Annotated in this window: 22 protein-coding genes; 11 read left to right on the top strand and 11 right to left on the bottom strand. The window is 70.8% G+C overall.

The window, feature by feature from the left end; all coding sequences use genetic code 11:
- Positions 1-25 precede the first annotated feature (25 nt).
- The 3 genes from BKA18_RS01675 to BKA18_RS01665 form a co-directional block, all read right to left on the bottom strand.
- Positions 26-757: a class I SAM-dependent methyltransferase gene (locus tag BKA18_RS01675; RefSeq protein ID WP_366043784.1), complete on the bottom strand. Its 732-nt coding sequence runs from the start codon at positions 755-757 to the stop codon at positions 26-28.
- A 195-nt stretch (positions 758-952) separates the two neighbouring features.
- Positions 953-1,192: a chaplin gene (locus tag BKA18_RS01670; RefSeq protein ID WP_006606967.1), complete on the bottom strand. Its 240-nt coding sequence runs from the start codon at positions 1,190-1,192 to the stop codon at positions 953-955.
- 268 nt (positions 1,193-1,460) lie between these two features.
- On the bottom strand, positions 1,461-3,131 hold the full coding sequence (locus BKA18_RS01665) for a purine-cytosine permease family protein (protein ID WP_366043783.1): 1,671 nt from the start codon (positions 3,129-3,131) through the stop codon (positions 1,461-1,463).
- A gap of 307 nt (positions 3,132-3,438) precedes the next feature.
- Here BKA18_RS01665 and BKA18_RS01660 point away from each other — a divergent pair, with 307 nt between their 5' ends.
- The 5 genes from BKA18_RS01660 (at position 3,439) to BKA18_RS01640 (ending at position 10,256) form a co-directional block, all read left to right on the top strand.
- On the top strand, positions 3,439-4,833 hold the full coding sequence (locus tag BKA18_RS01660; protein ID WP_429638102.1) for a tetratricopeptide repeat protein: 1,395 nt from the start codon (positions 3,439-3,441) through the stop codon (positions 4,831-4,833).
- A gap of 287 nt (positions 4,834-5,120) precedes the next feature.
- Positions 5,121-6,161: an NAD(P)-dependent alcohol dehydrogenase gene (locus BKA18_RS01655; protein ID WP_366043782.1), complete on the top strand. Its 1,041-nt coding sequence runs from the start codon at positions 5,121-5,123 to the stop codon at positions 6,159-6,161.
- 38 nt (positions 6,162-6,199) lie between these two features.
- A complete protein-coding gene (locus BKA18_RS01650; RefSeq protein ID WP_366043781.1) occupies positions 6,200-6,988 on the top strand; it encodes a DeoR/GlpR family DNA-binding transcription regulator in 789 nt (262 codons plus the stop codon).
- Positions 6,989-7,168: 180 nt separating this feature from the next.
- Positions 7,169-7,744: an AMIN-like domain-containing (lipo)protein gene (locus BKA18_RS01645; protein ID WP_366043780.1), complete on the top strand. Its 576-nt coding sequence runs from the start codon at positions 7,169-7,171 to the stop codon at positions 7,742-7,744.
- Positions 7,745-8,012: 268 nt separating this feature from the next.
- On the top strand, positions 8,013-10,256 hold the full coding sequence (locus BKA18_RS01640) for a HelD family protein (protein WP_366043894.1): 2,244 nt from the start codon (positions 8,013-8,015) through the stop codon (positions 10,254-10,256).
- Positions 10,257-10,302: 46 nt separating this feature from the next.
- Here BKA18_RS01640 and BKA18_RS01635 read toward each other — a convergent pair whose 3' ends face one another.
- From BKA18_RS01635 to BKA18_RS01610, 6 genes are all read right to left on the bottom strand, one after another.
- Entirely contained in the window at positions 10,303-10,875 is a 573-nt protein-coding gene (locus BKA18_RS01635; RefSeq protein ID WP_366043779.1) for a GNAT family N-acetyltransferase, read from the bottom strand.
- Between the two features lie 126 nt (positions 10,876-11,001).
- Positions 11,002-11,883 carry a carbohydrate ABC transporter permease gene (locus BKA18_RS01630; protein ID WP_006606975.1) on the bottom strand — a complete coding sequence of 294 codons (882 nt, stop codon included), beginning with the start codon at positions 11,881-11,883 and terminating at the stop codon, positions 11,002-11,004.
- Positions 11,880-13,286, bottom strand: coding sequence for an ABC transporter permease (locus BKA18_RS01625; protein WP_366043778.1), 1,407 nt, complete (start codon positions 13,284-13,286; stop codon positions 11,880-11,882). Before BKA18_RS01625 ends, BKA18_RS01630 begins: the two co-directional genes overlap by 4 nt.
- Before the next feature lie 17 nt (positions 13,287-13,303).
- Positions 13,304-14,638 (bottom strand): ABC transporter substrate-binding protein, encoded by a 1,335-nt coding sequence (locus BKA18_RS01620; RefSeq protein ID WP_006606977.1) that lies wholly within the window; start codon positions 14,636-14,638, stop codon positions 13,304-13,306.
- Positions 14,639-14,684: 46 nt separating this feature from the next.
- Positions 14,685-16,466: a glycoside hydrolase family 13 protein gene (locus BKA18_RS01615; RefSeq protein ID WP_366043777.1), complete on the bottom strand. Its 1,782-nt coding sequence runs from the start codon at positions 16,464-16,466 to the stop codon at positions 14,685-14,687.
- A gap of 196 nt (positions 16,467-16,662) precedes the next feature.
- Positions 16,663-17,934, bottom strand: coding sequence for an ABC transporter substrate-binding protein (locus BKA18_RS01610; RefSeq protein WP_366043776.1), 1,272 nt, complete (start codon positions 17,932-17,934; stop codon positions 16,663-16,665).
- Between the two features lie 171 nt (positions 17,935-18,105).
- Here BKA18_RS01610 and BKA18_RS01605 point away from each other — a divergent pair, with 171 nt between their 5' ends.
- From BKA18_RS01605 to BKA18_RS01595, 3 genes are read left to right on the top strand one after another with little or no spacing between them, the layout of a single operon-like run.
- Complete coding sequence (locus tag BKA18_RS01605; RefSeq protein ID WP_006606980.1) at positions 18,106-18,612, top strand: PadR family transcriptional regulator; 507 nt, start codon at positions 18,106-18,108, stop codon at positions 18,610-18,612.
- On the top strand, positions 18,609-19,370 hold the full coding sequence (locus BKA18_RS01600; protein WP_366043775.1) for an ABC transporter ATP-binding protein: 762 nt from the start codon (positions 18,609-18,611) through the stop codon (positions 19,368-19,370). The genes BKA18_RS01605 and BKA18_RS01600 overlap by 4 nt, the downstream gene beginning before the upstream one ends.
- 5 nt (positions 19,371-19,375) lie before the next feature.
- Positions 19,376-21,712, top strand: a complete 2,337-nt coding sequence (locus BKA18_RS01595; protein ID WP_366043774.1) for an ABC transporter permease — start codon at positions 19,376-19,378, stop codon at positions 21,710-21,712.
- Between the two features lie 446 nt (positions 21,713-22,158).
- On the opposite strand, the gene BKA18_RS01590 is transcribed toward BKA18_RS01595, so the two are convergent.
- Positions 22,159-22,797 carry a CAP domain-containing protein gene (locus tag BKA18_RS01590; RefSeq protein ID WP_429638100.1) on the bottom strand — a complete coding sequence of 213 codons (639 nt, stop codon included), beginning with the start codon at positions 22,795-22,797 and terminating at the stop codon, positions 22,159-22,161.
- Between the two features lie 602 nt (positions 22,798-23,399).
- On the bottom strand, positions 23,400-25,013 hold the full coding sequence (locus BKA18_RS01585; protein ID WP_366043772.1) for a phospholipase D-like domain-containing protein: 1,614 nt from the start codon (positions 25,011-25,013) through the stop codon (positions 23,400-23,402).
- Positions 25,014-25,298: 285 nt separating this feature from the next.
- Here BKA18_RS01585 and BKA18_RS01580 point away from each other — a divergent pair, with 285 nt between their 5' ends.
- The 3 genes from BKA18_RS01580 to BKA18_RS01570 all read left to right on the top strand — a co-directional run bounded on the left by BKA18_RS01580 (position 25,299) and on the right by BKA18_RS01570 (position 26,268).
- Positions 25,299-25,541 carry a hypothetical protein gene (locus tag BKA18_RS01580; RefSeq protein WP_006606985.1) on the top strand — a complete coding sequence of 81 codons (243 nt, stop codon included), beginning with the start codon at positions 25,299-25,301 and terminating at the stop codon, positions 25,539-25,541.
- 363 nt (positions 25,542-25,904) lie between these two features.
- The gene (locus BKA18_RS01575) at positions 25,905-26,108 is read left to right on the top strand and encodes a DUF2180 family protein (RefSeq protein WP_366043771.1); all 204 of its coding nucleotides are present in this window, start codon (positions 25,905-25,907) and stop codon (positions 26,106-26,108) included.
- Between the two features lie 37 nt (positions 26,109-26,145).
- Positions 26,146-26,268: a hypothetical protein gene (locus BKA18_RS01570; protein WP_366043770.1), complete on the top strand. Its 123-nt coding sequence runs from the start codon at positions 26,146-26,148 to the stop codon at positions 26,266-26,268.
- Positions 26,269-26,276: the final 8 nt, after the last annotated feature.

Genomic DNA, 26,276 nt, shown 5'->3' with positions numbered 1-26,276 from the left:
GCGGGCGGGAGGCGCCGCGGTACGGTCACCGGGCCCGGGTGGCCACCACCAGGCGGCACCGCGGGCTGCCGTCGGGGCGCCGGCCGAGTTCCGGCAGCGCCTGCAGCTCCACATCGAATCCGGTCCGGGTCAGCTCCGCACGCACGTCGGCGAGCCGGAACGTCCGGTAGTACATGACGAAGCTCGGGTGCCACAGCGCATTGCGGACCCGCATCGCCGCGTCGAAAGCCAGCAGCGTCCAGTAGCCCAACGACCCCGGCCGGGCGGGAGCCGCGATAGGGAAGACGAACCGGCCGCCGGGGCGCAACACGGAGTGGACCTGCGCGAACAGCTCCGGCCGCTCGCGGGGCAGGAAATGCCCGAACGCGCCGAAGCTCACCGCGAGGTCGAAGACCGGTCCGAAGGGGAGGGCCCGGGCATCCGCGCGTACCCACTCGACCCGCGGTGCGGTCGCCGTCACCCCTGCACGGGCTCGGCCCGCGGCGAGCATTCCCGCGCTGATGTCGACACCGGTGACCCGCTCCCGGCAGACCTGCCGCAGGACGCCCATGCCCGCGCCGGTCCCGCAGCACAGGTCGAGACCGCTGTCGAACGGCTCGAGCTCGCGCAGTGCCCGCGAAACCGGGGCCAGCACCGCATCCGGGGTCCGGAACGGAGTGCGGTCGAACTTCGGGGCGAGCAGGTCGTATCCGCGCTCGACGGAGGACAGCGCCTGGACGGCGAGTTCACGGAGGGTGGGGCCCTGAGGTGCAAACATTGTCTTCAGCATAGAGCCGGACCTCCCTGGTCGCGTCGGCCGCGTGGGGTGAGCCCGCCGCGCACCGTATTTCCGGGCAGTGACTCCGGCCCCGCATGACGTGGCCCCCGGTGACATCACCGGGGGCCATCGGCACTTCGGTCGGCACGGTGCCGAGGTCGGCTGATGCCTCGGCCGACACCTGTCCGCCGGGCGTCAGCCGCCGAAGCAGGGCGTACCGAAAGCGGGGTTGAGCGCTCCGATGACGCTGATGGTGTTGTTGCAGAGGTTGACCGGAACATGGACGGGCACTTGGACGGAATTTCCGGAAACGATGCCGGGTGAGTCGAGTGCTGCCCCCGAGGCACCGCTGTCGGCGGTGGCCAGACCGGCGCCGCCGAGGACGAGGGCGCAGGTGCCGGCGGTGACGAGGGCGCTCTTGATCCGGTGAGCCATCGATCCGTCTCCTTACTGGTGGAGGAACGGCGGCCCCTGGCGTCGCACCCCTGAAGGCACCGGCGCCACGGCTGGGAGCCGCCCGTACAGGGGCTGTCGTTCCCCGCCGGGCCGTCCTCCAGAGACGCCACGCCCGAAGAGCAGACTTTTAGGTGATATGGCCGCCGGTGTTGACGGCCGGGCGGGCAAGCGGACAACCGGTGTGATGGGCGGTACGAGTCGGGCCGCGCCGTCCCGCCGGAGTCAGCACCCGGGAGCGCTCCCCGCGTCAGGCCGGGGCCGCGGGCAGTACATGGGCGCCGGTCCGGTCGGTGCTCAGGCACAGCGAGCAGACCACCCCGTCATGACTGGGGCAGGCGGCGAGGTCCGGGCGCTCGAATTCCTGCCGGCACACATGGCATGCGTACGTGGCCGAGCTGGGGTTGCCCTCCGCGTCCAGCAGCGGGGCGTCGATCCCGTCCGTGGTGCGCCGCAGGTAGAACCGGCCCTTGGTCAGGACGGCCAGCACCGGGGTGAGGACGAAGGCGATCAGGGCGGCCGCGACGGGGGAGTACGGCTGGAGCGCGTCCCCGAGCGCATGGAAGTACAGGGCGATCGACAGGCCGGACGCGGCGACGAAGGACACCACGCCGACGGGGTTGACCGCGTAGAGCATGCCGCGGCGGAACTCGGGGGCCTGCGGGGAGAGCTTCAGCAGGTACTTGTTGACCATGATGTCGGTGGCGACGGTGACGATCCAGGCGATGGCGCAGTTGGCATAGAACCCGAGGATGTTGTTGAGGAAGCTGAACATGTCCCCTTCCATCAGCAGGAGCGCACAGGCCAGGTTGGCGAGGACGAACACCAGCCGGCCCGGATAGTGCTTGGTGACCCGGGTGAACGAGTTCGTCCAGGCCAGCGAACCGGAGTAGGCGTTGGTCACGTTGATTTTGATCTGGCTGATCACGACCAGGACCACCGCCAGCGGGATGACCAGCCAGGTCGGCATCATGGCCGCGAAGGCGCCGGTGAATTGGTGGATCGGCTCGGTCGCCGAGGCCGGTCCCGCTTTTGCGAGGACGTAGACGGCGAGGAAGACCCCGATGGCCTGCTTGAGTGCGCCGAGCACCACCCACCCGGGGCCGGCCAGTACCACGGCCGTCCACCATGTGCGCCGGTTCTGCTCCGTCTTGGGCGGCATGAAGCGCAGGTAGTCGACCTGTTCGCCGATCTGCGCGATCAGGGACAGGCACACGCCCGCGCCCAGCAGGACCGAGGCGGCGTCGATGCCGCTGCCGCCGTGGGAGCCCGTATACGACAGGAAGGTGTGCACCGTGCCGGGATCGGTGCTGACCAGATACAGCAGCGGCCCCACCATCAGCAGCAACCAGAGGGGCGTCGTCCAGACCTGGAGCTTGCTCAGGGCCTTCATCCCGTAGATGACCAGCGGGATCACCATGCAGGTCGAGACCACATACCCCAGCCACAACGGCAGGCCGAGGCCCAGCTTCAGTCCCTGCGCCATGATCGAGCCTTCGAGGGCGAAGAAGATGAAGGTGAAGCTGGCGAAGATGACACTGGTCAGGACCGAACCGTAGTAACCGAAGCCCGAGCCCCGGGTGATGAGGTCCAGGTCGATGTTGTAGCGCGCCGCGTAGTAGGCGAGCGGGAAGCCGGTGACGAAGATGACCACGGCGGCGACGAGGATCGCGGTCAGCGCGTTCGCGGTGCCATGGGTGAGCCCGATGCCCGCACCGATCGAGAAGTCGGCCATGTACGCGATGCCGCCCAGCGCCGTGGTCGCCACCACCATCGGTGTCCAACGGCGGTAACTGCGCGGCGCGAACCGGAGGGTGTAATCCTCCAGCGTTTCGTTGACCGCTCCGTCGGCGGATGCCTCGGTCTGCGGGGGCTGTCGGCCGCTGTCGGGAACTGTCAACGCTTCCGGTCCTGAGTTCATGGCCGGGACAGTAGGCAGGGCGTGTTTCCCGCGCGGTCCTCGCAGATGAAGCGGGTGTTTCCGCCGGGGCGCGGAGCTCGGCAGCACCCGAGGTGCAGGCCGTGCCCGGTGTCTGTCGGCAGGCGCCGGGGACCGGAATCGGCTCCGGCCGGCCCTCGCCTCCGTACGCAAACGAAAGGCGTCCTGCGTGCCCTGGCTCCGTCTCTCCTGCCGCGGAGTGGGTAACCATAGGGACCCAGCGGCAGCCGGCAACCGGGTGCACCGGCCGGCATCCCGGATCCCCCGTACTCTCCCCGCAGGAGTCACCGTGACAGCGGACCGACACGGACACCCGATGAGCGACACCGGCACCGAGGCCGTGGTCCAGTACGAACAGGCCCTGGACGACCTGATGTTCTTCCGGCCCCGGGTCGCGGAGACGGCACGGTCGGTCCTGGCCGCCTCGCCGCGGTCGGCGATGGGGCAGGTGCTGGCCGCGTATCTGGGCGTGCTGGGAACCGAGCAGAAGGACGCGGCCGCGGCACGGGACGCCTTCCTGCGCTTCCGTTCCGGCCTGGACACCGAGCGGCTCACGACCCGGGAGCGGATGCATCTCGCCGCCGCGACGGCATGGCTGGACGGCGATCTGTACGGCGCCGGCCGCACTCTCGGCGAGCTCAGCATCGCCTTCCCGCGCGATGCGCTGGCGCTCTTCGCGGGCCACCAGCACGACTTCCTCACCGGGGACGCCCAGCGCCTCCGCGACCGCATCGGCGGAGCGCTCGACGCCTGGCCGGACGACGATCCGCACCACGGGCCGCTGCTCGGCATGTACGCGTTCGGCCTGGAGGAGTCCGGCCACTACGCACGCGCCGAGGAGGTCGGCCTCGCGGCTCTCGCGCAGCATCCGGGCGACGTGTGGGGGATCCACAGCGTGGTGCACACCTATGAGATGCGGGGACGCTTCACGGACGGTATCCGCTTCCTCGACGCCCGTACGGAGGACTGGGCGAAGGGCAGCCTGCTCACCGTCCACAACTGGTGGCACTACGCCCTGTTCACCCTGGAGTCCGGCGACACCGCCCGGGTGCTGGAGATCTACGACGCCGCCCTCCACCACGACCGGTCGGAGGGGGTGGCGATGGAACTGCTGGACGCCGCGGCCCTGTTGTGGCGCCTGTATCTGGCCGAGGAAGAACAGAGCGCCCGATGGGCCCGGCTCGCGGACGCCTGGGAGAGCCGTGATGACGGCCCCCACTACGCCTTCAACGACGCCCATGCGGTCATGGCCTATGTGGGGGCGGGTCGTATCGCGCGGGCAGAGCGCCTGGTTCAGGAACGGGAAGACTGGCTGGCGGGGGAGTCCGGCGGTGCCAACCGTGCGATGACGGCCGGGATCGGGCTGCCCGTGTGCCGCGCACTGATCGCCTACGGACGGCAGGAGTACGACCGGGCCACCGATCTGCTGCTGCCCGTCCGTCACCGGCTGAACGACTTCGGCGGCAGCCACGCCCAGCGGGACGCGATCCAGCGGACCCTGGTCGAGGCCTCCCTGCGCGCAGGCCGCACCGCACTTGCCGGGACCCTGCTCAGCGAACGGAGCCGGCTGCGCCCGGTCTGCCCGTACAACTGGTTTGCCAAGGCCCGGCTGGCGGACCAACTCGGCGACCCGGCGCGGGCCGCGGCCGCCCGCCGGCGTGCCGCGGCGCAGGCATCGGCCTGAGCCCGAGGGGACCCGCCGGGGGAGGAGTGGGCCGAGGGTCGGCAGACGTGCGTGGTGCTGCGCAGGAGCCCTCCGAGGCCGGGTCGGGAGAAGGAGGGGCACGCAGGTGTCGGCCTACGGGGAGTCGGCGCAAGTCTTCTCGCATTTTGTGCGAAGTAAAGGCTTCACTGATAGCAAAAGAAGGGGTAGCGTGCGGAAGCCCAGGGGGCCGGTGCCGGCCCGCCGGTCCGGCACCGGCCCCCACGACACCCCTGTCCTCCACACCCCCAGGGAGCCGTGAGCCCGCCATGACCGTCACCTCCGCGATTCCCGCCACCATGCGTGCCGTCGTACTGCACGGGCCCGGGCAGCTGAGCATCGAGGAACGCCCCGTCCCGGTCCCCGGCCCCGGAGAGGTCCTGGTACGCGTCGAGGCGGTCGGGACCTGCGGCTCGGACGTGCACTACTACCGGCACGGACGGATCGGCGACTTCGTCGTGCGCGAGCCGCTCGTCCTGGGGCACGAAGCGGCCGGCACGGTGGTCGCCTGCGGTCCGGGCGCCGATGCGGACCGGAAGGGCCGGCGCGTCTCCATCGAGCCCGGCACTCCCTGTGGCAGCTGCGCACAATGCCGTGCGGGCCGCTACAACCTGTGCCCCGGTATGCGCTTCCTCGCCACCCCGCCGGTCGACGGCGCCTTCTGCGAATACCTGGCCGTGCAGCAGGACTTCGCCCATGAGGTCCCCGACTCCCTCACCGTCGAGGAGGCCGCCCTGCTGGAACCGCTGTCCGTGGCCGTCTGGGCCTGCCGCAAGGCTCGGGTGGCCCCCGGCGACCGCGTACTGATCACCGGCGCGGGCCCGATCGGCCTGGTCGCCGCCCAGACGGCACGGGCCTTCGGCGCGGGGGAGGTGCTGGTCACCGATGTCCTCCCGCACCGTCTCGCACTCGCCCGGGCCGCCGGCGCCACCGCCCTCGATGTCTCCCGGAACCCGCTGCACGAGGCGGAGTTCACGCCCACCGTCCTGCTGGAGTGCTCCGGCGTCCCCGCGGTCAGCAGCGAGGCGATCCGTACGGTGGGCCGGGCCGGCCGGGTGGTGCTGATCGGCATGGGCGGTGACGAGGTGCCGCTGCCGGTGAGCCGGGTGCAGCACCACGAACTGGAGGTGACCGGCGTGTTCCGCTACGCCCACACCTGGCCTGCCGCGACGGCCCTGGTGCAGTCGGGAGCGGTCCGGCTCGACTCCCTCGTCTCCCACAGCTACGGTCTTGCCGAGGCCGAGAGCGCACTGACCGTCGCCACCCACGACGCGACCGCGGTGAAGGCCGTAGTGCACCCGCAGCGGTAGCCGCGCTGCCGCTGTCCGACCGGAAAGGGGCGGCCCCGATGGCTTCCACACGGTCGTCGCTGGCCGAGGTCGACCGGCGACGGCAGGACGTGCTGGCCCATGTCGTCGAGCACGGCGAAGTGCGCATCGACGAACTGGCCCGACGCTTCGGGGTCAGTCTGGCGACCATGCACCGGGATCTGGACCAGCTCGCCGAACGCCGGCTGCTGCGCAAGGAACGCGGGCGGGCCGCGCCGTTCCCGACCCTCACCATGGAGACCGCCACCCGCTTCCGTCTCGGGGTGAACCTCCCGGTGAAGGAGGCGCTGTGCGCCGCCGTCGCCGAGGAGATCCGGCCCGGCAGCACCCTCGTGCTCGACGACTCCACCACGGTCTTCCCGCTCGCGGCGCGGATCGCCCGAACCGAGGCGGTCACCGTCGTCACCAACTCCCTCGGCGTGGCCCGGCTGTTCGACGACACACCCGGCGCCGATGTCACCCTCCTCGGCGGCCGCTACCGCGGGGAATTCGGCTCCTGCGTCGGCCCCGAGGTGCTGCGCGCCCTCGGCCGTCTGCGGGCCGATCTCGCGGTGATGTCGGCCGTGTCCGTGCTCGGCGGCCGGCTCTTCCACCCGATGCGCGACTACGCCGAGATCAAGGAAGCCATGCTGGACAGTGCCCAGCGGTCGCTGCTGCTGGTGGACCACACCAAGTTCGGCAAGTCCGCCACCCATGCCTACGGCGACATCGGCCAGTACGACCGGGTCGTCACGGACCGCGGTACGCCGGCCGGGGAGTTGGCCGAATTCGAGCGCAGGGGCGTGAGCGTCGAAGTGGTCGATGTCTGACTGTCGTGCCCCACAGGCCCGGCGACGACTGGGCAGCGAGTAGTCGGCTCCGCCACCCACACCTCCGCTTTCGCGACACCGTGGCTCTTCTCGGCCAAAAGCAGGCCGGCGCACAACTCCGTCACCCCTCCGCGCGTCCTACCGCACGCAATTGTGCTCAGATTTCTCTGGAGGTAAGACATGCGACGGTGGGGGACAGTGGCGGCGGCGTTCGTGCTCGCGGGCGCCGGGGTGGCGGGGACGGCCGGTGTGGCCGGCGCCGCGACCGGGCCGGCGGGCAAGGCCGCGCCGTCCGCGGCCTGTTCGACCGTCTGGGGCAGCGGCAACAAGTCCGCCACGGACGCGAACGCCGCACCGCTTACGAACATCAGGACCGGACGCAACGCGTGCTACGACCGCATGGTCTTCGACATCGGCGGTGCCACCGGCAAGCTCGGCTACCACGTCGGCTACGTCGACGCGTTCCACCAGGACGGCTCGGGCGAGAAGATACCGGTCAAGGGCGGCGCCATTCTGGAGATCTATGTGTCCGCACCCAGTTATGACCCGGCGACGGGCAAGCAGACCTACCGCGGGTCGGCCGGCAAGTCGCTGCCGGGAGTGAACATCAGCGGATACAAGACGTTCCGGGACACCAAGTTCGGGGCGAGCTTCGAAGGGCAGACCCAGGTCGGCCTGGGCGTCCGCGCCAAGCTCCCGTTCCGGGTGCTCCGGTCCGGTCACCAGCTGATCGTGGACGTCGCGCACGCCCGCTGACCCGCTGGATCACCCTGGGCCACCCGGCCTTGCGCCGCCTTAGCCGGCACCCCGAGCTCCTCGGGGTGCCGGCGCCCTCAGGCGAGTGCCCCGGAACCCGGCGGCGCGCCCTGCTCGGATACGGATAGAGAAATACCCCGGACTGAATTGACAGCCGGGGTATTTCTCTGCGTATATTGAGGGCTTCTGTGTCTGCGTAGATTCACAACCTGAAGCCCAACTTCTATCCGAACTTTATCCGAGCGGAGCCGAATTGTCAAACGAGGAATTGCGGCGCGAGCAGGAATTCATCGATCTGCTCTATGAACGCCTCGCGGAAATGCGGACCGGGGCGGCGGCGACGGTGTCCGAAGCCCTGCCGCGGGAAGGGAACAACGCCCAGGCACGGCTGGAGCGCGATGTGCTGGTGGCCGAACAGTCCGGGCTGCTCGCCGCCTTCGACGCCGGCGAACACGGCCTGTGCTTCGGCCGGCTGGCCTTCCGCGACGGCCGGGACCACCACATCGGCCGCATCGGAATCCGGCGCGACGACCCGGAGCGCACTCCGCTGGTCATCGACTGGCGGGCCGAGGTCGCCCGGCCGTTCTACCTCGCCACCGGGCACACCCCCATGGGGCTGCGCCGCAGGCGTCACCTCACCACCGAGGGCCGGAGGGTCACCGCCCTGCACGACGAGATCCTCGACCTCGCCGACGCCGTACGCACCGGCCATGAAGGCAGCGACGCGGACGCCGTGTTGCTGGCCGCGCTCGACGCCGCGCGGAGCGGACGGATGCACGACATCGTGCAGACCATCCAGGCGGAGCAGGACGCCATCATCCGTGCCCCGCACGACGGCATCCTCGTCGTGGAGGGCGGGCCCGGCACCGGCAAGACCGTCGTCGCGCTGCACCGCGCCGCGTATCTGCTCTATGCGCACCGGGAACAACTGGCCCGCCGCGCCGTGCTGATCGTCGGGCCGAACCCGGCCTTCCTCAGCTACATCGGGGAGGTGCTGCCCGCGCTCGGTGAGACGGGCGTGCTGCTCGCCACGCCCGACGAGCTCTTCCCGGGCGTGACCGCCACCGGCACCGACACCGCCGAGGCCGCCGAGATCAAGGGCCGGGCGGCGATGGCGGATGCGCTGGCGCACTTCGTACGGGACCGTCAGACCCTGCCCGACCCGGTGATCGTGATCGACCACGAGGACGGCGAACTCCGGCTGGACGCGGACCTCGCGCGCGCGGCACGCCGACATGCCCGCGCCTCCGGCCTGCCGCACAACCTCGCCCGCCCGCACTTCGCCTTCCACGTCATCGACGCGCTCACCACGCAGCTCACCGAACGGATCGGCGCGGACCCCTACGGCGGGCCGAACCTCCTCGGCCCCGACGACGTCGCCCAGCTCGGCAAGGCGATCGCCGTCAGCTCCGAAGTGCACGGCGCCATCGAGGAGTTGTGGCCGGCGCTCACTCCTCAGCAGCTGGTCGCCGACTTCCTCGCCGAGCCCGTCCATCTCCCCGACGCCGACGCGGACACCATCCGCCGCACGTCCGGCGGCTGGACCCCCGCGGACATCCCCCTGCTGGACGAGGCCGCCGAGCTCCTCGGCGACGACGACTCGGCCGCCCGCGCCGCCGCCGAGGCACGACGCCAGGAGGAGATCGCCTACGCCCAGGGCGTGCTCGACCTCACCTACGGCTCCCGTACCCAGGAGTTCGAGGACCGCGACGACGACGATTCGGAGGTGCTGGCCGCGCACGACCTGGTGGACGCCGAAGCGCTCGCCGACCGGCAGGAGGAGGCCGACCACCGCACCGCCGCCGAACGTGCCGCGGCCGACCGCACCTGGGCCTTCGGCCACGTCATCGTCGACGAGGCGCAGGAGCTGTCCGCGATGGCCTGGCGGCTGTTGATGCGGCGCTGCCCGATCCGCTCGATGACCCTGGTCGGTGACCCGGCGCAGACCGCCGAACCGGGTGGCTGCGGCGCGTGGGAGTCGATCCTCGCGCCGTACGTCGGCGACCGCTGGCACCATGTCAGGCTCGGCGTCAACTACCGTACGCCGACCGAGATCATGGACGTCGCGGCACAGGTGCCCCGGTCCGCGGACCCCTCCTTCGCACCGCCGCGGTCGATCCGGTCCACCGGCGTGCGTCCGTGGGCGCGGTGCACCGATGACCTGGTCCGCGCGGTGGCCGAGACGGTGGCACGGGAGATGCCCGGGGAGGGGCGGCTCGCGGTGATCGCGCCCGATTCCCGCTGTGCGGCCCTGTCCGCCGCGCTCCCGGACGCATCCGGCGGGACCTCCCCGGATCTGACCCGCCCGGTGGTGGTGCTCGGCCCACGGCAGGCCAAGGGCCTGGAGTTCGACACCGTCATAGTGGTGGAACCCGTGGAGTTCGGGGCCAGCGACCTGTACGTCGCGCTCACCCGGGCGACACAACGGCTGGGCGTGCTCCACACGGAGCCGTTGCCGGCAGCGCTGGCGGAGCTGGCGACGGCGGAGGCGGCCGCGGCGACCGTCCGGTGACCGCGGACCGAGGGGCGCCGCATGACGGCATGCGGCGCCCCTCAGGTCACTCTCGTTCTCCCGCTTGCTCCCGTGCCAGGCTCCGGTGGACCGCGGCGGAGATCCGGTACACCACGCACGGGCGCAGCGGGCCGTCGGCCAGATCGGGATCGTCGAAGTCATCGGCCGGATCGCGGGTCATCCCGAGGCGCCGCATCACCGCCTGGGAGCGGAGGTTGGTGGCGGTGGTGACGGCGAGGATCTCCGGCAGCCGGAGGGTCTCGAACCCGACGGCCAGCGCGGCGCGGCCGGCCTCGGTGGCGTAACCGTGTCCCCAGGCCGAACGGGTCAGCCGCCAGCCGGCCTCCACACCCGTGAACGGCATGTCGTCCTCCACCGGATCCAGTCCGGTGAAGCCGATGAACTCTCCGGTCGCGCGCACCTCGACCGCCCACCACCCCCAGCCGCGCCGTTCGAGATCGGCCTGGAAGGCGGCGGCACGCACCTCGCTCTGCTCGCGGGTGAGCACCTCGGGGAAGTGTGCCCGGACTTCGGGATCGGCGTTCATCGCCGCCCAGGGGGCGAGGTCGGACGCCCGCCACTCCCGGAGTATCAGCCGCTCGGTGCGCAGTTCAGACATCGCGCCAACGTAACCGGCTCCCGCCCGCGGGGCGAGCGGATATCCGGCGGCCCCCGCACGGGCGCTCCTCGACGCCGTCCGAGCACGGCGTCGAGGCTGCCCCGTACGCAACGGCGGCCGGGCCCGCTATTTGACCGAACCGGCCATGATGCCCTGCACGAAGTGCCGTTGGAAGGCGAAGAACACGATCAGCGGCACGATCAGGGACAGGAAGGCGCCGGGCGCCAGCACCCCGATGTTGCTGCCGAACTGCCTCATCTGCGACTGCAGGGCCACCGTCAGCGGCTGCGATTCGTTGTCGGCGAAGAGCAGGGCGACCAGCATGTCGTTCCAGACCCACAGGAACTGGAAGATGGCCAGGCTGGCGATGGCGGGGCGGCCCAGCGGCAGGATCAGCTGGGAGAAGATCCGCCACTCCCCGCCGCCGTCCATCCGGGCGGCCTCCAGCATCTCCTTGGGGATCTCCGCGAAGTAGTTGCGCAGCAGGAAGATGGCGAACGGCAGCCCGTAGGCGGTGTGGAACAGCACGACGCCGGGGATGGAGCCGAACAGCCCGAGTGCGCCGAACAGCTTGGCCACCGGCAGCAGACCGATCTGCACCGGCACCACCAGCATGGCGACCACCACGAGGAAGATCCAGTCGCGGCCCGGGAAATCCATCCAGGCGAAGGCGTATCCGGCCAGCGCGGCGATCACCACGACGGCGAGGGTGGTGGGCACCGAGATCAGCACGGTGTTCCAGAACGCCTGGACGATGCCCGAGTCCTTCAGCAGCGTCGTGTAGTTGTCCAGCGAGAGCTGGCTGGGTGCGGTGAGCGCGGTCCACCAGCCGCTGCCGGCGTTCGCCTCCTCCGTACGGAGGGAGGAGAGGAACAGCCCGGCGGCGGGGGTGAGCCAGACCAGACCGATGACGAGCAGGAACAGTTGGATCGCGCCGCGGCTGAGCCACTTCGCCGGCCCTGCGGCCGCCCGCTTGCGGGGCGCGGCGGTTCCCTGAGCGGTGGTCATGACTGGCTCCTGCGGAAACGTCGGATGTTGAGGGCCATGGCCGGGACCACCAGGAGGAGCAGCAGCACGCCGAGGGCGCTGCCGAGCCCCTGGTTGTTGCCGCCGCCGAAGGAGACCAGCCACATCTGCAGGGCCAGGACGTTGGCGTCCTGCTGTACGGGACCGGGGGCGATGATGTAGACGAGGTCGAAGACCTTCATCACGTTGATCACCATCGTCACGAACACCACGCCCAGGACCGGGCCGAGCAGCGGAACGGTGATCCTGCGGAAGACCTGCCACTCGTTGGCGCCGTCCATCCGGGCGGCCTCCAGCACGTCCCGCGGCATCGAGGAGAGCCCCGCGCCGATGAGGACGAGCGCGAAGCCGGTCCAGATCCACATGTAGGCGCCGATGATGGCGGGTGTGATGAGGGCCGGGCCGAGCCAGGGGACGCCCCCGTACGGGGCGGCGAAATCCTTGGCGGGGAGCTGCACGGCGTAGGACCCCGGAGCCAGATGCGGCAGACGGTAGGAGCCGTCCGGGCCGGTGGTGGCCGTGGCCGCCACCTTGCCGTGGGAGTCGACCGCCTCGACGGTGAGCTTCGGCAGCCCGCGTTCACCGCGGTCCACGGCGCCGGTGGTCCCGCCACCGCCGGGAGTGAAGTCGAGGTAGACCACACCGCGCACCTCGCCGCTGCCGGCGGGGGACTTGGCGGCCGGTGCGGCGGGGCGTGCCGTCGGCGGCATGTCCTTGGGTGCGACACCGACCAGGCCGAGGTTGGCGATGTGGCCCGGGCCGGTGCGGTGCGCCGTGCGGTAGGAGCCGTCATGCCCCTTGGTCAGCTGCTTGTCGCCGAGGCGTGCCTTGGCGGTCGGGAAGGAGGCGGACTGCCCCTCGAACTGGTCATGGATGCCGACGGCGACCGCGTTGAGCACGCCGCGCTGCGGATCCTGCTCGTAGGTGAGCCGGAAGATGATGCCCGCGGCGAGGAAGGAGATCGCCATCGGCATGAACATCAGCAGCTTGAACGCCGTCTTCCAGCGGATCTTCTCGGTCAGTACGGCGAGCACCAGGCCGAGTCCGGTCAGCAGCGCGGGGGCGAAGACGACCCAGATCGCGCTGTTACGGATGGCCCGGAGCGTGGCCGGGTCCTGGAACATCGCGGTGTAGTTGCCGGCCCCGACGAAGGTGTTGCCGGAGGCGTCGTACATGCTCCGGACGACCGAGAACACGATGGGGTACGCCACGAGGGCGCCCAGCAGCAACAGCGCGGGCAGCAGGAATATCGCGGCGATCCGCCGGCGGCGCCGGACGGAGCGCCGCACGGCGGCGGCACCGGCGCTGCCGGGTGTGCCGCGAGGCGGGTGGGGCGCGGTGCCGCGCGCCTGGGCGGGCGGCACCGCGGGAGAGGTGACAGGCATGGATCGGGCCTTGGTCCTTACTTTCCGTACGCCTTGGCCGCGGCGGCCTCAAGCTTGCTGGCGGTTGCCGCGGGGTCCGAGGGGTCGCGCAGGAAGTCCTGCAGCAGCTTCCATTCGCCGGCTCCCTGGGTGCCGCCGAAGGCCGCGGGCGCCTGGTCCGACATGTCGAAGCGGACGGAGTTCCCGGCGTCGGTCAGCGACTGGGCGGCGTTGCGGGTGACCTCGTCGTGGTAAGCGTCCGCCGGGACCTTCTTGTTGGGCGAGATGTAGCCGCCGGCCTTGGCCCAGACGCTGGCTGCCTCCGGGCTCGCCAGGTACTTCACCAGCTCCATCCCGGCCTTCTTGTTCTTGCCGGCCTTGAGCACCACGGCGGCGTCACCGCCGCTGACCACCGGCGCCTTGCCGCCGTCGACGGCCGGGAACGGGTAGAACTTGGCGTCCTTGCCGACCTGCTTGTGGAGCTCGTCGGTGACCAGGGCGCTGACGAAGTCACCCTCGTACACCGAGGCCGCCTTCGGGTTCGGGCCGAAGACCTGCTGGACGGACTCGGGGAAGTCGGTGCGCAGCGCGCCCGATCCGCCGCCGGCCACCAGGTTCTTGTCGCTGAACAGCTTGCCGAGCGCGGTGAGCGCCTTGACCACGCTGGGGTCCGTCCACGGGATCTTGTGGGCGGCGAGCTTGTCGTACTTCTCCTGGCCGGCCTGGGAGAGATAGATGTTCTCGAACCAGTCGGTGAGCGGCCAGCCGGCCTCGCCCGCGACGGCGAACGCCGGCAGGCCCGAGTCGGAGAGCGTCCGGCCCGACTTCAGCATCTCGTCGTAGGTCTTCGCGGGCTTGACCCCGGCCTGGGAGTAGGCCTCCGGGCTGTACCAGACCGTCGACTTGTGCGAGGCCTTGAAGTACAGGCCGTAGTAGGTCTTGCCGACCGTGCCGTAGTCCTTCCACACCTTGGCGTAGTTCTGGTCGGCCGCGGCGGAGACCGCCGGCGACAGGGGCGCCAGCCAGCCCTTCTTGGCGAACTGCTGGAGCACGCCGACCTGGGGGACCATCACCACGTCGGGGGCGTTGCCGCCCTCGACCTGGCTGCCGATGACAGTGGAGACGTTGTCGCCGGTGGAGGTGAAGCTGACCTTCGCGCCGGTCTTCTGGGAGAACGCGTCCAGGACCTTCTTGAAGTTCTGCTGCTCCACACCGGTCCAGACGCCGGCCACGGTCACGTTCTGGCCGTTGAGCTCCTGCTTGCCGCCCCCGGCGGATGCTCCGCCGCCGCATGCGGTCGCGGAGAGCGCCAGGCCGAGCACGGCCGCGCCGGAGACGGCGATGCGGGTGTGTCGTACTGCGGGTCGTCTCATGGTGGGTTCCCTTCGGGAGGACTGCGGAGGACGGGGGGTGGTGGGGCTATGGGGCGTCGGGAGCGTGCATCCACCAGGCGGCGGTGGAGCCGGGGAGCGTGCCGGCCGGGCAGTCGCCGCTCGCGAGAAGGGGGCGCCCCGGTACGGGGGCGGATACCGGCTCGGTGCCGAAGTTGACGGCGCAGACCAGGCCGTCGCCGCGGACGAACGCCAGCACCTGGGGCGGGGAATCCAGCCAGCGCAGCGTGCCTTCGCCGAGTTGGGGGAGACTGCGGCGCAGCTGCAGCCCCTCGCGGTACAGGTGCCAGAACGAGCGGGTGTCGGCCAGCGCCCGGTCCGTGGCGTGCTCGGCGAACCAGGCGGGCTGCGGCAGCCAGGGCCGGGCCGCGTCGGTCCCGTTGGTGAAGCCGAACGGTGAGGCGTGGCCCGACCAGGGCAGCGGCACCCGGCAGCCGTCGCGGATGTGCTCCCGGCTGCCCGTGCGGTGGTAGATCGGGTCGGTGAGGACCTCGTCCGGCAGGTCGACGACCTCCGGCAGGCCCAGCTCCTCGCCCTGATAGACGTACGCCGCGCCGGGCAGCGCGAGCATCAGCAGGGCGGCGGCCCTGGCGCGCTCCGGGCCCAACCCGCCGCCGGGCCCGGCGGCGCTCCCCTCCGTGCCGCCGCCGGGCTCGGTCGCATAGCGGGTGACGGTGCGGACCTGGTCGTGGTTGTTGAGCACCCAGGTGACCGTGGAGCCGGTGCCCGCGATATCGGTCAGCGCCTCGGTGATCACCCGGCGGAAGGTGTCGATGTCCCAGCGCGCGGTCAGCAGATGGAAGAAGAACGCCTGGTGGAGTTCGTCGGGCCGGACGTACGCGGCCTGCTCGCTCGGCGTCCGGACGGAGACCTCGCCGACCAGCAGCCGGTCGCGGCCGTCGCGGGCCGTATACGACTCGCACAGTGCGCGCCACTCGCGCCACACCTGGTGCACCTCGGGCTGGTTCCAGGCCAGCGGGTTGACCGAGTCGCGGGTGCGCTCATCGGCCGCCGGGTCGGGGGAGTCGGGAAGCTCGGGGTGCTTGAAGAGCCCCGCGGCCACATCGATCCGGAAGCCGTCGACCCCGCGGTCCAGCCAGAAGCGCAGCACGTCCTCGAAGTCGGCGGCCACGGCAGGGTTGCGCCAGTTCAGATCGGGCTGCTCGGGCGTGAACATGTGGAGGTACCACTGGCCCGTCGCGGCCTCGGATGCGGAACCGGCCTCCTTGACGCGGGACCAGGCGGGGCCGCCGAACATCGCGCGCCAGTTGTTGGGCGGCAGCTCACCGTCCGGGCCGCGCCCGTCGGCGAAGTGGAACAGCGACCGTGCCGCGCTGCCGGGGCCGTCCGCCAGGGCGGCGCGGAACCACGGGTGCTCGCTGGAGCAGTGGTTGGGGACGATGTCCAGCAGCACCTTCAGACCCAGCCGGTGGGCGTCGGCCACCAGGAGGTCGAATTCGGCGAGGTCGCCGTAGACCGGGTCGACATCGCGGTAGTCGGCGACGTCATAGCCGTGGTCGTGCTGCGGCGAGGGGTAGAAGGGGCTGAGCCAGATGCCGTCCACCCCGAGCTTCTTGAGGTACGGCAGTCCGGTGCGGACGCCGGCCAGATCGCCGATCCCGTCGCCGGTGGTGTCGAGGAAGCTGCGGACGTAGACCTGGTAGATCACCGCATCGCGCCACCAGTGCTGGGCGGTGTCCCCGGACCCGGCCGCGGGGACGGCCGAGGGTGCGGCAGAAGCCGGACCGTGGAGCGAGGGGGAGGGCGTGGAGTCGGCCGAGGAGCCGTTCCCTGCCGTGGCTATGAGCATCTGCCGTGATCCCGTTCTTGCCTGGGCATGCCGTGCGGCTGCGTTTCGCTGTTATGCATGCATGTTAAGTAGGCATGACTTTTCGATGTCAACGAAATAGACGAAACTCGCTGCGAGATGCCCGAATTTGTGGGGAATTGAGATGTCAGCCTGTACCTAACAAGTACGTACAAGCGGAGGCGGTGACTCCGAGAGGTCAGCCGCGGTCGACGATCGCGCCCAGCTCGCGCGTCAGCCGCGCGACGGTGGCCGAGGTGCTCCGCCGATGGAGCAGCGCATCATGCATGACCGCCTGCACCGCCAGGCTCACCTGGTCGTACTGCGGGCTCTTCAGACGCGGCTTGGCCGCCAGCACCGCACGCTGGAGCGTCGGGAGATACGGGAAGCGCCGCACCAGCTCCGGATCCCTGTACAGGTCGGCCCACACCGGAGGCAGCGCGCCCTTGGTCAGCACTTGGCGCTGGACGGGCTCGGACGTCAGATAGGAGATCAGCTCGGCGGCCGTCTTCTGATGCCGGGAGTGCGCATTGACCGCCAGATTGGAGCCGCCCAGCGCGCTGGAACCCGGCCCGTCGGGCCCCGGCAGCGGCACCGCGCCGAACTTCCCCGCCACCTTGGAGGAGGGGGCGTTGCCCAGCGCATACGCGTACGGCCAGTTGCGCAGGAACAACAGCCGGCCGTCCTGGAAGGCCTTGCGGGACTCCTCCTCCTTGTAGGACAGCGCCCGCTGCGGGATCCAGCCCTCGCGCACCCCGTCCAGCAGGAACGACAGACCCCGGCGGGCCGCGGGGGAGTCCACCGTCACGCGCCTGCCTTCGCCCGCGAGCACCGTGCCGCCCGCCGACTGCACGGCCTCGACGACATTGGCGGTCAGCCCCTCGTACGGCAGGAACTGGCCCGCATAGCCGTCCAGCCCGTACTTGGGCGCGACCGTCTTCGCCAGACGTGCCAACTCGGCCCAGGTGCGCGGCGGCCGCGCCCCCTCCCGGTCGAGCACGTCCTTGCGGTAGTAGAGCAGTCCGGCATTGGTCACGTACGGGACCGCATAGAGCCGACCGCGGAAGGTGGCGGTGTCCACCACGGGAGGCAGGAAATGCCGGAGCGGGAACTGCGCGCCGTCCATCGGCTTGATCCAGCCCGCGGCCGCGAACTCCGACGTCCAGGCCACATCGATGTTGAGCACATCGAAGCGGTCGCTGTGCGAGCGCAGCTCGGTGACCATCTGGGCCCGCACCTCGTCGGCCGCGTCCGGAAGTTCGACCAGGGTCACCTTCTCGCGCGGGTGCCGGTCGTTCCAGCCGTCGAGGACGCCTCGCAGATAGCCCGTGAGATCGCCGCCCGTCACCAGAGTGAGGGGGCCGCGCCCGTCCGAGTCGCCCGCCGGCTCACCGGCCCGGGCTCCGTGACTGCCCGCGAACAACAGGCAGCAGATGAGCAGGGCCCGTCCCGCGGCATGCTTCCACCGCATGGGCTCCTCCTCACACCAGGCGTCGAGGGGACACGGACCGACAGCCCGCCCCATGTATACCTGTTAGCCATGCGGGATACTAGATGCTGCAGGAAGATGCGAAAGCGACCCGGCTCACAGTGGGACGAGCCCAGATGACAGGCATGTAGGGCGGAGAGGGAGAGGGAGAGCGTGCGGCTGCCACTCCTGGCTCTGCTGGTCGGCGGACCCGCGCACGGCTATGAACTCAAACAAGCCCTTGAGAACCTTCTGGGCGCGGCATACCCTCAGCCAAATGTCGGCCAGATTTACGTCACCCTGGGCAGGCTGGAGAAGGCGGGCCTGATCGAGGGAGAGGACGTCGAGCAGTCGGACCGCCCGAACAAGCGCATCTACCGGATCACCGCGGCGGGCCGCGAGACCGTGGACGCCTGGTTCGAGGAGTCCACCGCCGAACCCCGGGTTCGGGACGAGTTCTTCATGAAGCTCGCCCTGGCCCCCCTCACCGGGACCGCCAACCAGATCTCCCTGATCAACAAGCAGCGCCGCCACTACCTCAACACCATGCGTGACCTGTCGAAACTCGCCGCGGGCGAGGACCGGGAGAACCGGGTCGCGCAGCTGTTGATAGAGGGCGCGATGCTGCATCTACAGGCGGATCTCGACTGGCTGGAGCGCTGTCAAGAGGAGTTGGAATGAACCCGGACGAGCCGTCCGGCCCGATAGTCCGGGCAGCCGGCCTGGTCAAGACCTACCGGCCGGAGGGCGCCGCCCCCGTGCACGCCGTACGGGGCGTCGACCTGACCGTCGCACGCGGGGAATTCGTCGCCGTCACCGGCCCCTCGGGCGCCGGCAAATCCACTCTCCTGCATCTCCTCGGCGGCCTGGACCGCCCCGACAGCGGCTCGCTCTGGCTCGACGGCCGCCAGGTCGACGGCTACCGCGAGGCGCGCTGGGCCGAGCTGCGCCGCAACCACATCGGCATCGTCTTCCAGTTCTTCAACCTGGTCTCCAACCTCTCCGTCGCCGACAACGTGGAGCTCCCCGCGCTGCTGGCCGGCCGGTCCCCCCGGCAGGCCCGGGCCGCCCGCGGCGAGCTGCTCGACGAGCTGGGCCTGACCGGCAAGGAGAACAGCGCACCGGGCGAGCTGTCCGGCGGCGAACAGCAGCGGGTCGCCCTGGCCCGCGCCCTGGTCAACACCCCCACCCTGCTGCTGGCCGACGAGCCCGCCGGCAGCCTCGACAGCAAGGGCACCAGGGAGGTGCTGCGGCTGCTCGCCCGCTTCCACCAGCGCGGACAGACCATCCTGCTGGTCACCCATGACGCCAGGATGGCCAGCGCCGCGGACCGGGTGATCAGCTTCTTCGACGGCCAGGTGGTCGACGACGCGCACCTCGGCGGCGGCCGGCACCGCCCCGAGGCCGGGGTCGCCGACGTCCTCAAGCTCAAGGGCTGACCGGCGTGCGAGCAGCGGCCCGCTGGACCCAGGCGCATCTGCGGGCACACCGCCCCGCGGCGGTGCTCATCGTGCTGGCCACCGCCGGCATCACCATGTCGCTGCTGCTGGCCACCACCCTCTTCGCGTACGCGACCGACCCCTGGCAGCGGGTCTTCACCCAGTCCTCCGGCGCCCACGTCTGGATCCACACCCAGGCCGGCGCCCCCGCCGGCTCGCTCGCCGGCCTGGACGAGGTACGTGCCACCTCCGGCCCCTTCCGTACGGTGCGCACCTCCGCGAGTCTTCAGCCCGGCGGGGCCAAGGCGACGCTGGAGCTGCGCGGCACCGACCGGCGCCCCGCCACCGCGGCGCCCCGGGTCGTCGCCGGCCGCTGGCTCGACCCGGCGTCCGACGCGGGCGCCGCCAAGGGCATTGTCCTGGACAGCTCGGTGGCCCGGGCGATGTGGGCCAAGCCCGGGGACTCCCTCGTATTGAGCGGCTTCCGGGCACATCTGCGCGTGGTGGGCGTCGCGGACACCGCCGAGGTCAGCTTCCGGGCCGGTGAGTCCCCGGGGGTGGCCTGGGTGCTCCCCGGGACTCTCGCGGCCTCGACGGCGGGCCAGGATCAGCGCGGCCGCACCATCGGGCTCCGGCTGGCCGACCCCGCGGACACCGATTACGTGGTCCAGCGGGCCGTCACCCAGCTCGGCGCCGACCAGATCACCGATGTCTCCACCTGGCGGCAGGCCAGAGCCGAAGCCGAAGGCGACAACCAGCTCCTCGGCCGGCTGCTCGGCGGATTCGGACTCGGCGCGCTGCTCGCCGCCGCCCTGGCGGTGGGCGGCGCCATCAGCACCCGGATCCGCGGGCACCTCCGGGACATCTCGATCCTCAAGGCCATCGGGTTCACACCCGGCCAGGTGGTCCGGATGTTCCTCGCCCTGCACCTCCTCTTCGCCCTGCTGGGCGTCGCCCTCGGGGCACTGGGCACCCAGGTGCTCGGCGGTCTGATGCCCGGCCGGATCGGGGAGGCGCGGGCCGTGTGGCAGCAGCTTCCCGGGCACACCTGGCTGTCCTTCGTGATCTCCGGCGGTGTGGTGGTCTTCATCGGCTCGGCGACCTGTCTGGCCGCATGGCGGGCCGGGCGGGTGCCGCCGGTGCCCGTCGCCCGCGCCGCCGCGGTCACCGGAAGCCGGGGTCCCGGCCTCACCCGGCGGGCGCTCGGCCTGCGCGTCCCCCCGGCCCTGGTGCTCGGCTGGCGGAGCGCCTTCCACCATCCGCTGCGCTCGTCGGCGGCCGTGGCACGGCTGGCCGTCCCGCTGCTGCTCATCACCGTGGCGCTGGGCGCCTGGACCACCCTGGACCGCTTCTCCTCGCACCCCGAGCACGTCGGTCTGCCCGCGGCCCTCACCGCGCGCTCCGACAGCCTCGGCGACCAGGAGCTGCACCGACTCCTCTCCTCCCGGCCACAGCTGACCGCCTACCCCGGTGCCGAGGTCCAGGCCCTCGTACCAGGGCAGACCGGGACCATCACCCTGCGGGGGCTCGGTACGGATACCCGGCCCTACCCCTTCGCCGTCGTGGAGGGGCGCGCCGCCCACGGCCCCGACGAAGCGGTCGCCGGACAGGGACTGCTGGATCTCCTGGACGCCCATGTCGGCGACTGGGTCCGGATGACCGTCGCCGGCCGCCCGTACGTCCTGCACATCGTCGGCCGCAACATCGAAACGGCCGACGGCGGCCGGGTCGTCTCCACGTCCCTGGACACCTTGCGCGACGGTGCGACCGGCGACGGCGCGCCCCCGGCGGGCCCGTCCCACCCGGACTTCTACAACCTGGTCCTGCACCACGGCGCCGACGCCGGCGCCGTGCGGGACGCCCTGACCAAGGCGTCCGCCGGCCGGCTCGAAGTACGGGAGGCACCCAACCCCGCCGACCAGCTGTCGGTGGTCCGCGCCGTCGCCGTCGGCTTGATCGCCGTCCTGATCCTGATCGGACTGGCGGAACTGGCGACCACGGTCGGTGCCGGCGTCCGTGACCGCAGCCGCGATCTGCTCGCCCTCCGGGCCGTCGGCCTGACTCCCCGTCAGATCACCGCCGTCATCGTCTCCGCCACCGCCTTCGTCACCCTGGCCGCCGCACTGGCCGGTACGGGACTGGGCGTCCTCGTCTCCCAGTGGCTCATCAATCTCCAGGGCAGCACCAGCGGTTGGGGGACCGGTATCGCCCAGCGCCCCGCCGTCGCTGTTCTACTGCTGGTCATCGCCGTCGCGGTGGTGATCGCCGGAGCGGCCGCGGCTCTGCCGGCGGCCCGTGCGGCGCGACGGCGCCTGGCGGACTCGGCTGCTGATCTGCTCTAGGGCGACACGCCCTGGCTCCGGGAGCAGCGGCCGCAGGTGCGGGCGCCTGATCCTGGATGCCCGGCCGCCGTAGCCAATTCCTGCGACCGACGAGGCACACCGGACCACCTACAAGCACCCCCACCGGCCTGTTTCCTCCCCCACCCACGGGAGGGGCCGCGCCGCAGGACGAAGTCCGGAGGAGCGGCACCGCTCCCGACAAACCACGCCCGCCGCTGGGGGTACCTCCCAGCGTTAGCTGGGGGAGCAACGGCGAAAAACCACCACGGCGGGACGGCAAAAACGTGGGAAAACTACGCCGGCTCACGTCGGCTCTGCGCCCCCGAGCACGGCAGAGACCCCCGGCCGGAATCCGGTCGGGGGTCTCTCGTGCACCGTGCGGGTTCAGCGGACGGACCGCGGCGGGGGACGAGGCCGGGGAGTGCCGGCCGGATTCCCCGAGCCCGTTACTGGGCCGCGCCGAAGTCCTGCGTCCAGTAGTCGCCGGGCTGGGCGTGGCCGACGCCGATCTCCTTGAAGGAGCAGTCGAGGATGTTGCGCTTGTGGCCGGGGCTGGTCATCCAGCCCTGCATCACGCTCTCGGGGGAGCTGTAGCCGTAGGCGACGTTCTCGCCGTAGGCGCTCCACTGGTAACCGGCCTTGGTGATCCGGTCGCCCGGAGACGAGCCGTCGGAACCCGTGTGGGACATGTTCTTGTGGTCGGCCATGTCCTGGCTGTGGTCCTGAGCGGCCTTGGTCAGCTTTGCGTTCACGGTCAGCGGGGAGCATCCGGCCTTGCTGCGCTCGGCATTGACGAGTTTCACCACCTGGGCCGTGGCTCCGGACGCCGGGGCGCTGGATGCCGAAGCGCTCGGGGAGGGGGCGGCCGCCTTCGAGGCGCCCGCGGTCGGCTTGCCGCTCCAGTCGTGCTTCCCCGACCAGTGATGGTGGTAGCCCGCACTCTGCCAGTGACCGTGGTGCCGGCCGCCCGCTTGCCCGGGCTCGTTCCAACAGGCCATGGCCGCGGAGGGCACAGCCACGGCGCCGATGGCGAATGCGGCGACGGTTATCTTCCGGTAGCGCCGCGTTCTGCGATGTTTCGTCATGCGTGACCTCACTCGGTAATTGCGGGGCGCCCTCCTGACGCGGGCGAGCTCGGCGCAATCCCGCGCCTGAACTGCGGAGACGCCGTGCGGTTCGCATTCTTGGGAAGCCGTGTACGCAAGGCAACAAAGGGCACGTACTACCGCGCTTCGTAGTGCCTGACGACTCTTGCCACAGGTATGCGGGCGTGCTGGTCCGGCCCCCGGCGCCACCGGGAATTCCTGTTGTCCCGTCAGAAGTCGTTATGGATGCGATACGCGGGCGCATATCCCGCGCGGGTCGAATGCCGTCGCACCCGGTGCGAGATATGCATAGGCCAAGACGGACAAATCTCTTATGTCGTCAGGGGCTTTCTACTACTCGGCTTAGTAAGGGTGTGAACGCGCTATGACGGATGTCACGGAACCGTGGAATTCGGGTCGGCGTCAGTGGCGCTTGTGCGGGTGACGCAATGTCGGAACTGCGGGCAATTCGCCGTCGGCGCCGTTTCTCTTGCTGTTTATGGTGTCGGTTCCGGTGTGGACCTCATTGCGGCTTCCGGCCACTGGGGTCGCGTCGTCCGGGCAGGAGCGGGTGCGGCCGCTCCTGCCCGGGATCCGTTCGGTCAGCCCGCGGAGCCGGAGCAGCCGGCCGGGGTCGTCGCCGCACGCTGGGAGTACTTCCACTCCGGGTCGAGCAGCTCGGTCTTGAGCTGCTGCGCCGCGGCCGGGCTCTCGACGATGTAGCCGAAGTCCTGCAGCCAGGCCGGGTAGAGGTTCTTGGAACCGATGTAGAACGCCGAGTCGTCCACCGAGACCAGCTTGTGGTGCAGCGCGTACGGCTTGCCGTCGCCCCAGGTGCGACTGTCGGAGCTGCGGAACGAGGCGAGTTGCAGATTGCTGCACATCGCCCGCGACGCCTTCTCGTTGTCGCCGGTGCGCGCCAGGAGACGCTTGCGGAGGGTGTCGCTGATCTCGTCCAGGGACTTGATCTGCGAGTAGCCCCCGCTGCCGACGGCGCCGCGGTTGGCGGGATCGCTGACGACGATGCGGACCTTCACCCCGGCGGCCAGCTTGGCCGCGAGCGTGTCATAGGTCCGGATGTCATAGCGCGGCAACGGCGGGCAGGTGGCGTTCAGGTCCTGCTGCGAGATCTCGACGTGGCTGCGCGCGCTCGCAATGAGTGAACGCAGCGCGTTCTCCTCGGGGTTGACCGTGTCGTAGTCGCGGTCGGCGTTGGTGTTGTCGTGCAGCCCCACGGTGCACTTGGTGTCCGGGGCCGTGGGCAAGTCCGGGTGGTACCCCGAGGAGGGGTCGGATTCCTTGATGCCCACGCCGAGACCGCCGACCGCGAGGACCGGCACGTCGCCGGCGGGCGCGGCGGGGGCGGAGTCCTCGTCCTTCTCCAGCGACGGCATGCAGGACGCGCCGTTCGACGTGGCGAGCCAGACCTTGGCCGGGTGGGACGAATTCTGGCAGGTCCAGCCCCACAGCGTGTCGAGGCACTTCCCCGCGGAGCGGGCGGCCGGCCCGGTGAGCGCCATGTCCACATCCGACACCGGGTGGGCGGTGTCGAGGTAGTCGTCCTTCCAGCCGTTGATCCCGCCCGTGACGGCCGTCGTCCCGTCGACCACCAAGAGCTTGGAGTGGTTCCAGGAGAGGGACGTCTTCGACGTGGTCATCGACGCGACGTTCAGCGTGACGTTCTTGGCCGCCGCGCCGAGCTTGCCGATCAGTTCGTCCCGGTAGCGGGAGGGGACCACATTGAGGTGATAGAGCGGTGCGGCGCCGACCAGGATGCGCACCCGGGGAGAGTGCCCCGCCGCGACGGACGCCTTGAGGCCGGCGACGATGGCGTCCTCGAACCCGCCGTTGGGAAAGGGCGCCAGCGAGGAGATGTCCACGGTGCGCTGCGCGGCGGCGATGTTGCGGGTCATCTTGTCGAGCAGCCGCCGGGATCCCGTGCGGTCCTTGCAGGCCGGGTCGCCCCAGCAGCCAGGGGTCTGCAGCAGCCAGCCGGAGGGGTCGTCCCCCGGGGCGTCCAGCCGGTTGCCGTTGGTGCGTTGCCACACCGAACCCTCGAGGCCGGGCGAGGTTTCGCGCAGCGACCGCTCGATGGAGTCCAGGTGAGGGGTGGGCGGGGTGTCCGCCGCGTACGCCGATGAGGCCGGTAGCGCCGCGCACACGGTCGTCAGGGCGACGGACGCCGGTATCAGGCGTCGGAGACGGTGAGGAGCCAAGAGCTTTCCTTCTTACGGTGACGGGGGGAGCCGGGCGCTGACCAGCCGCCCGGCTCCGGTTGTTACCAGACGGTAGCGGCTGCTTCCTTATCTCCCCCGTACAGAAGACGATCTCCGCTACACCTTCTGTGGACGCACCGTCAGCTGCGGGGCCTCATGGCGGGAAAGCCGTGCGGCGGGTGACGGGCGGCCTCCCGAACCGTGTCGGCAGCCGAGCATGACGAGGCGGAAGCCGGGTACCGGGCCAGGACACCGGATCCACCCATCGAGGAGGCACGGCGACTGATGCCCCGCAACGACCCGACCGGCGAAGACAACTCCCCGCTGCCGCACGATCTGCCGAGCCAGCAGGCCGATGCCGACAGCTCGGTCCCCGACCCGTGGGACCCCGAACTGTCGGAGCACGAGACCGACGGCCCCGACGAAACGATCCCCGACACCGACCAGGCCGGCACCGGGCGAGCCGGCGGCCCCCAGGGCGCGGGCGTCCACCCCGACCAGCCCATCCCGCATGAGCCGGTGGACTGACGGCGCCCTGCCTGTCTGGCTGTCCCGTTTCCCCTTCCGTCTCCGGCTGCCCTGAGCTAGCTGCTCAGGGCAGCTCGGCGTCTGGCACCCCGTCACCGGGCCGGCCGACCCGTGTTCTTCTCGTCAGCCGTCTCGTCAGCCCGTCTCGTCAGCCGTCCCCTGACTCGACCCCTGAGGCTTCTCGTGACCTGTCTCCCGAGTCGTCCGCCGACTCGTGTCCTGAGCGTCTCGTGGGACGTCCTTCTTGGGGCGGCCAGGTGAGTCCGCCCGACCCGGCACCGTTCTTCCCGCTCCCGTCCTGCACCGCGACGTACATTGCGGCTGGGGCCCGCGCCGGCCCATCCCACGAGATCGGAATGTGTCATGAACTGCTATGACTGTGTGCCGGACGCAGACGCCGCCGCGGTGGCGATCTGCCGGAACTGCGGTGCCGCCCTGTGCGAGCAGCATGCCGTCTCCGCCCCGCAGACCGTGGTGCGGGTGCACGGTGTCGGTAAGACCACCGCGCCGGCGATGGCCCGCCGCATCGTGTGCACGGTCTGCCGGGGGGCGACCCAGGACGAATGAGTCCGGCGCAGGTCCGACGGGTGGCAGGGTGCGTGCGGTGACGACCTTTGCGTTGATCCCGGGCGGCGCCTGTGACTCATGGCACGGGCATCTGCTGGACGGGGAGTTGCGGGCCCGCGGCCACGACGTGGTGAACCGGCGGCCCCGCTCGGCTGTCTGACGGACCGA

It is taken from the genome of Streptomyces auratus, from assembly GCF_050433025.1.
Lineage (GTDB): Bacteria > Actinomycetota > Actinomycetes > Streptomycetales > Streptomycetaceae > Streptomyces > Streptomyces sioyaensis.
Note: the sequence above shows the minus strand (reverse complement) of the source record. Positions and strands in the feature narration are given on the sequence as shown.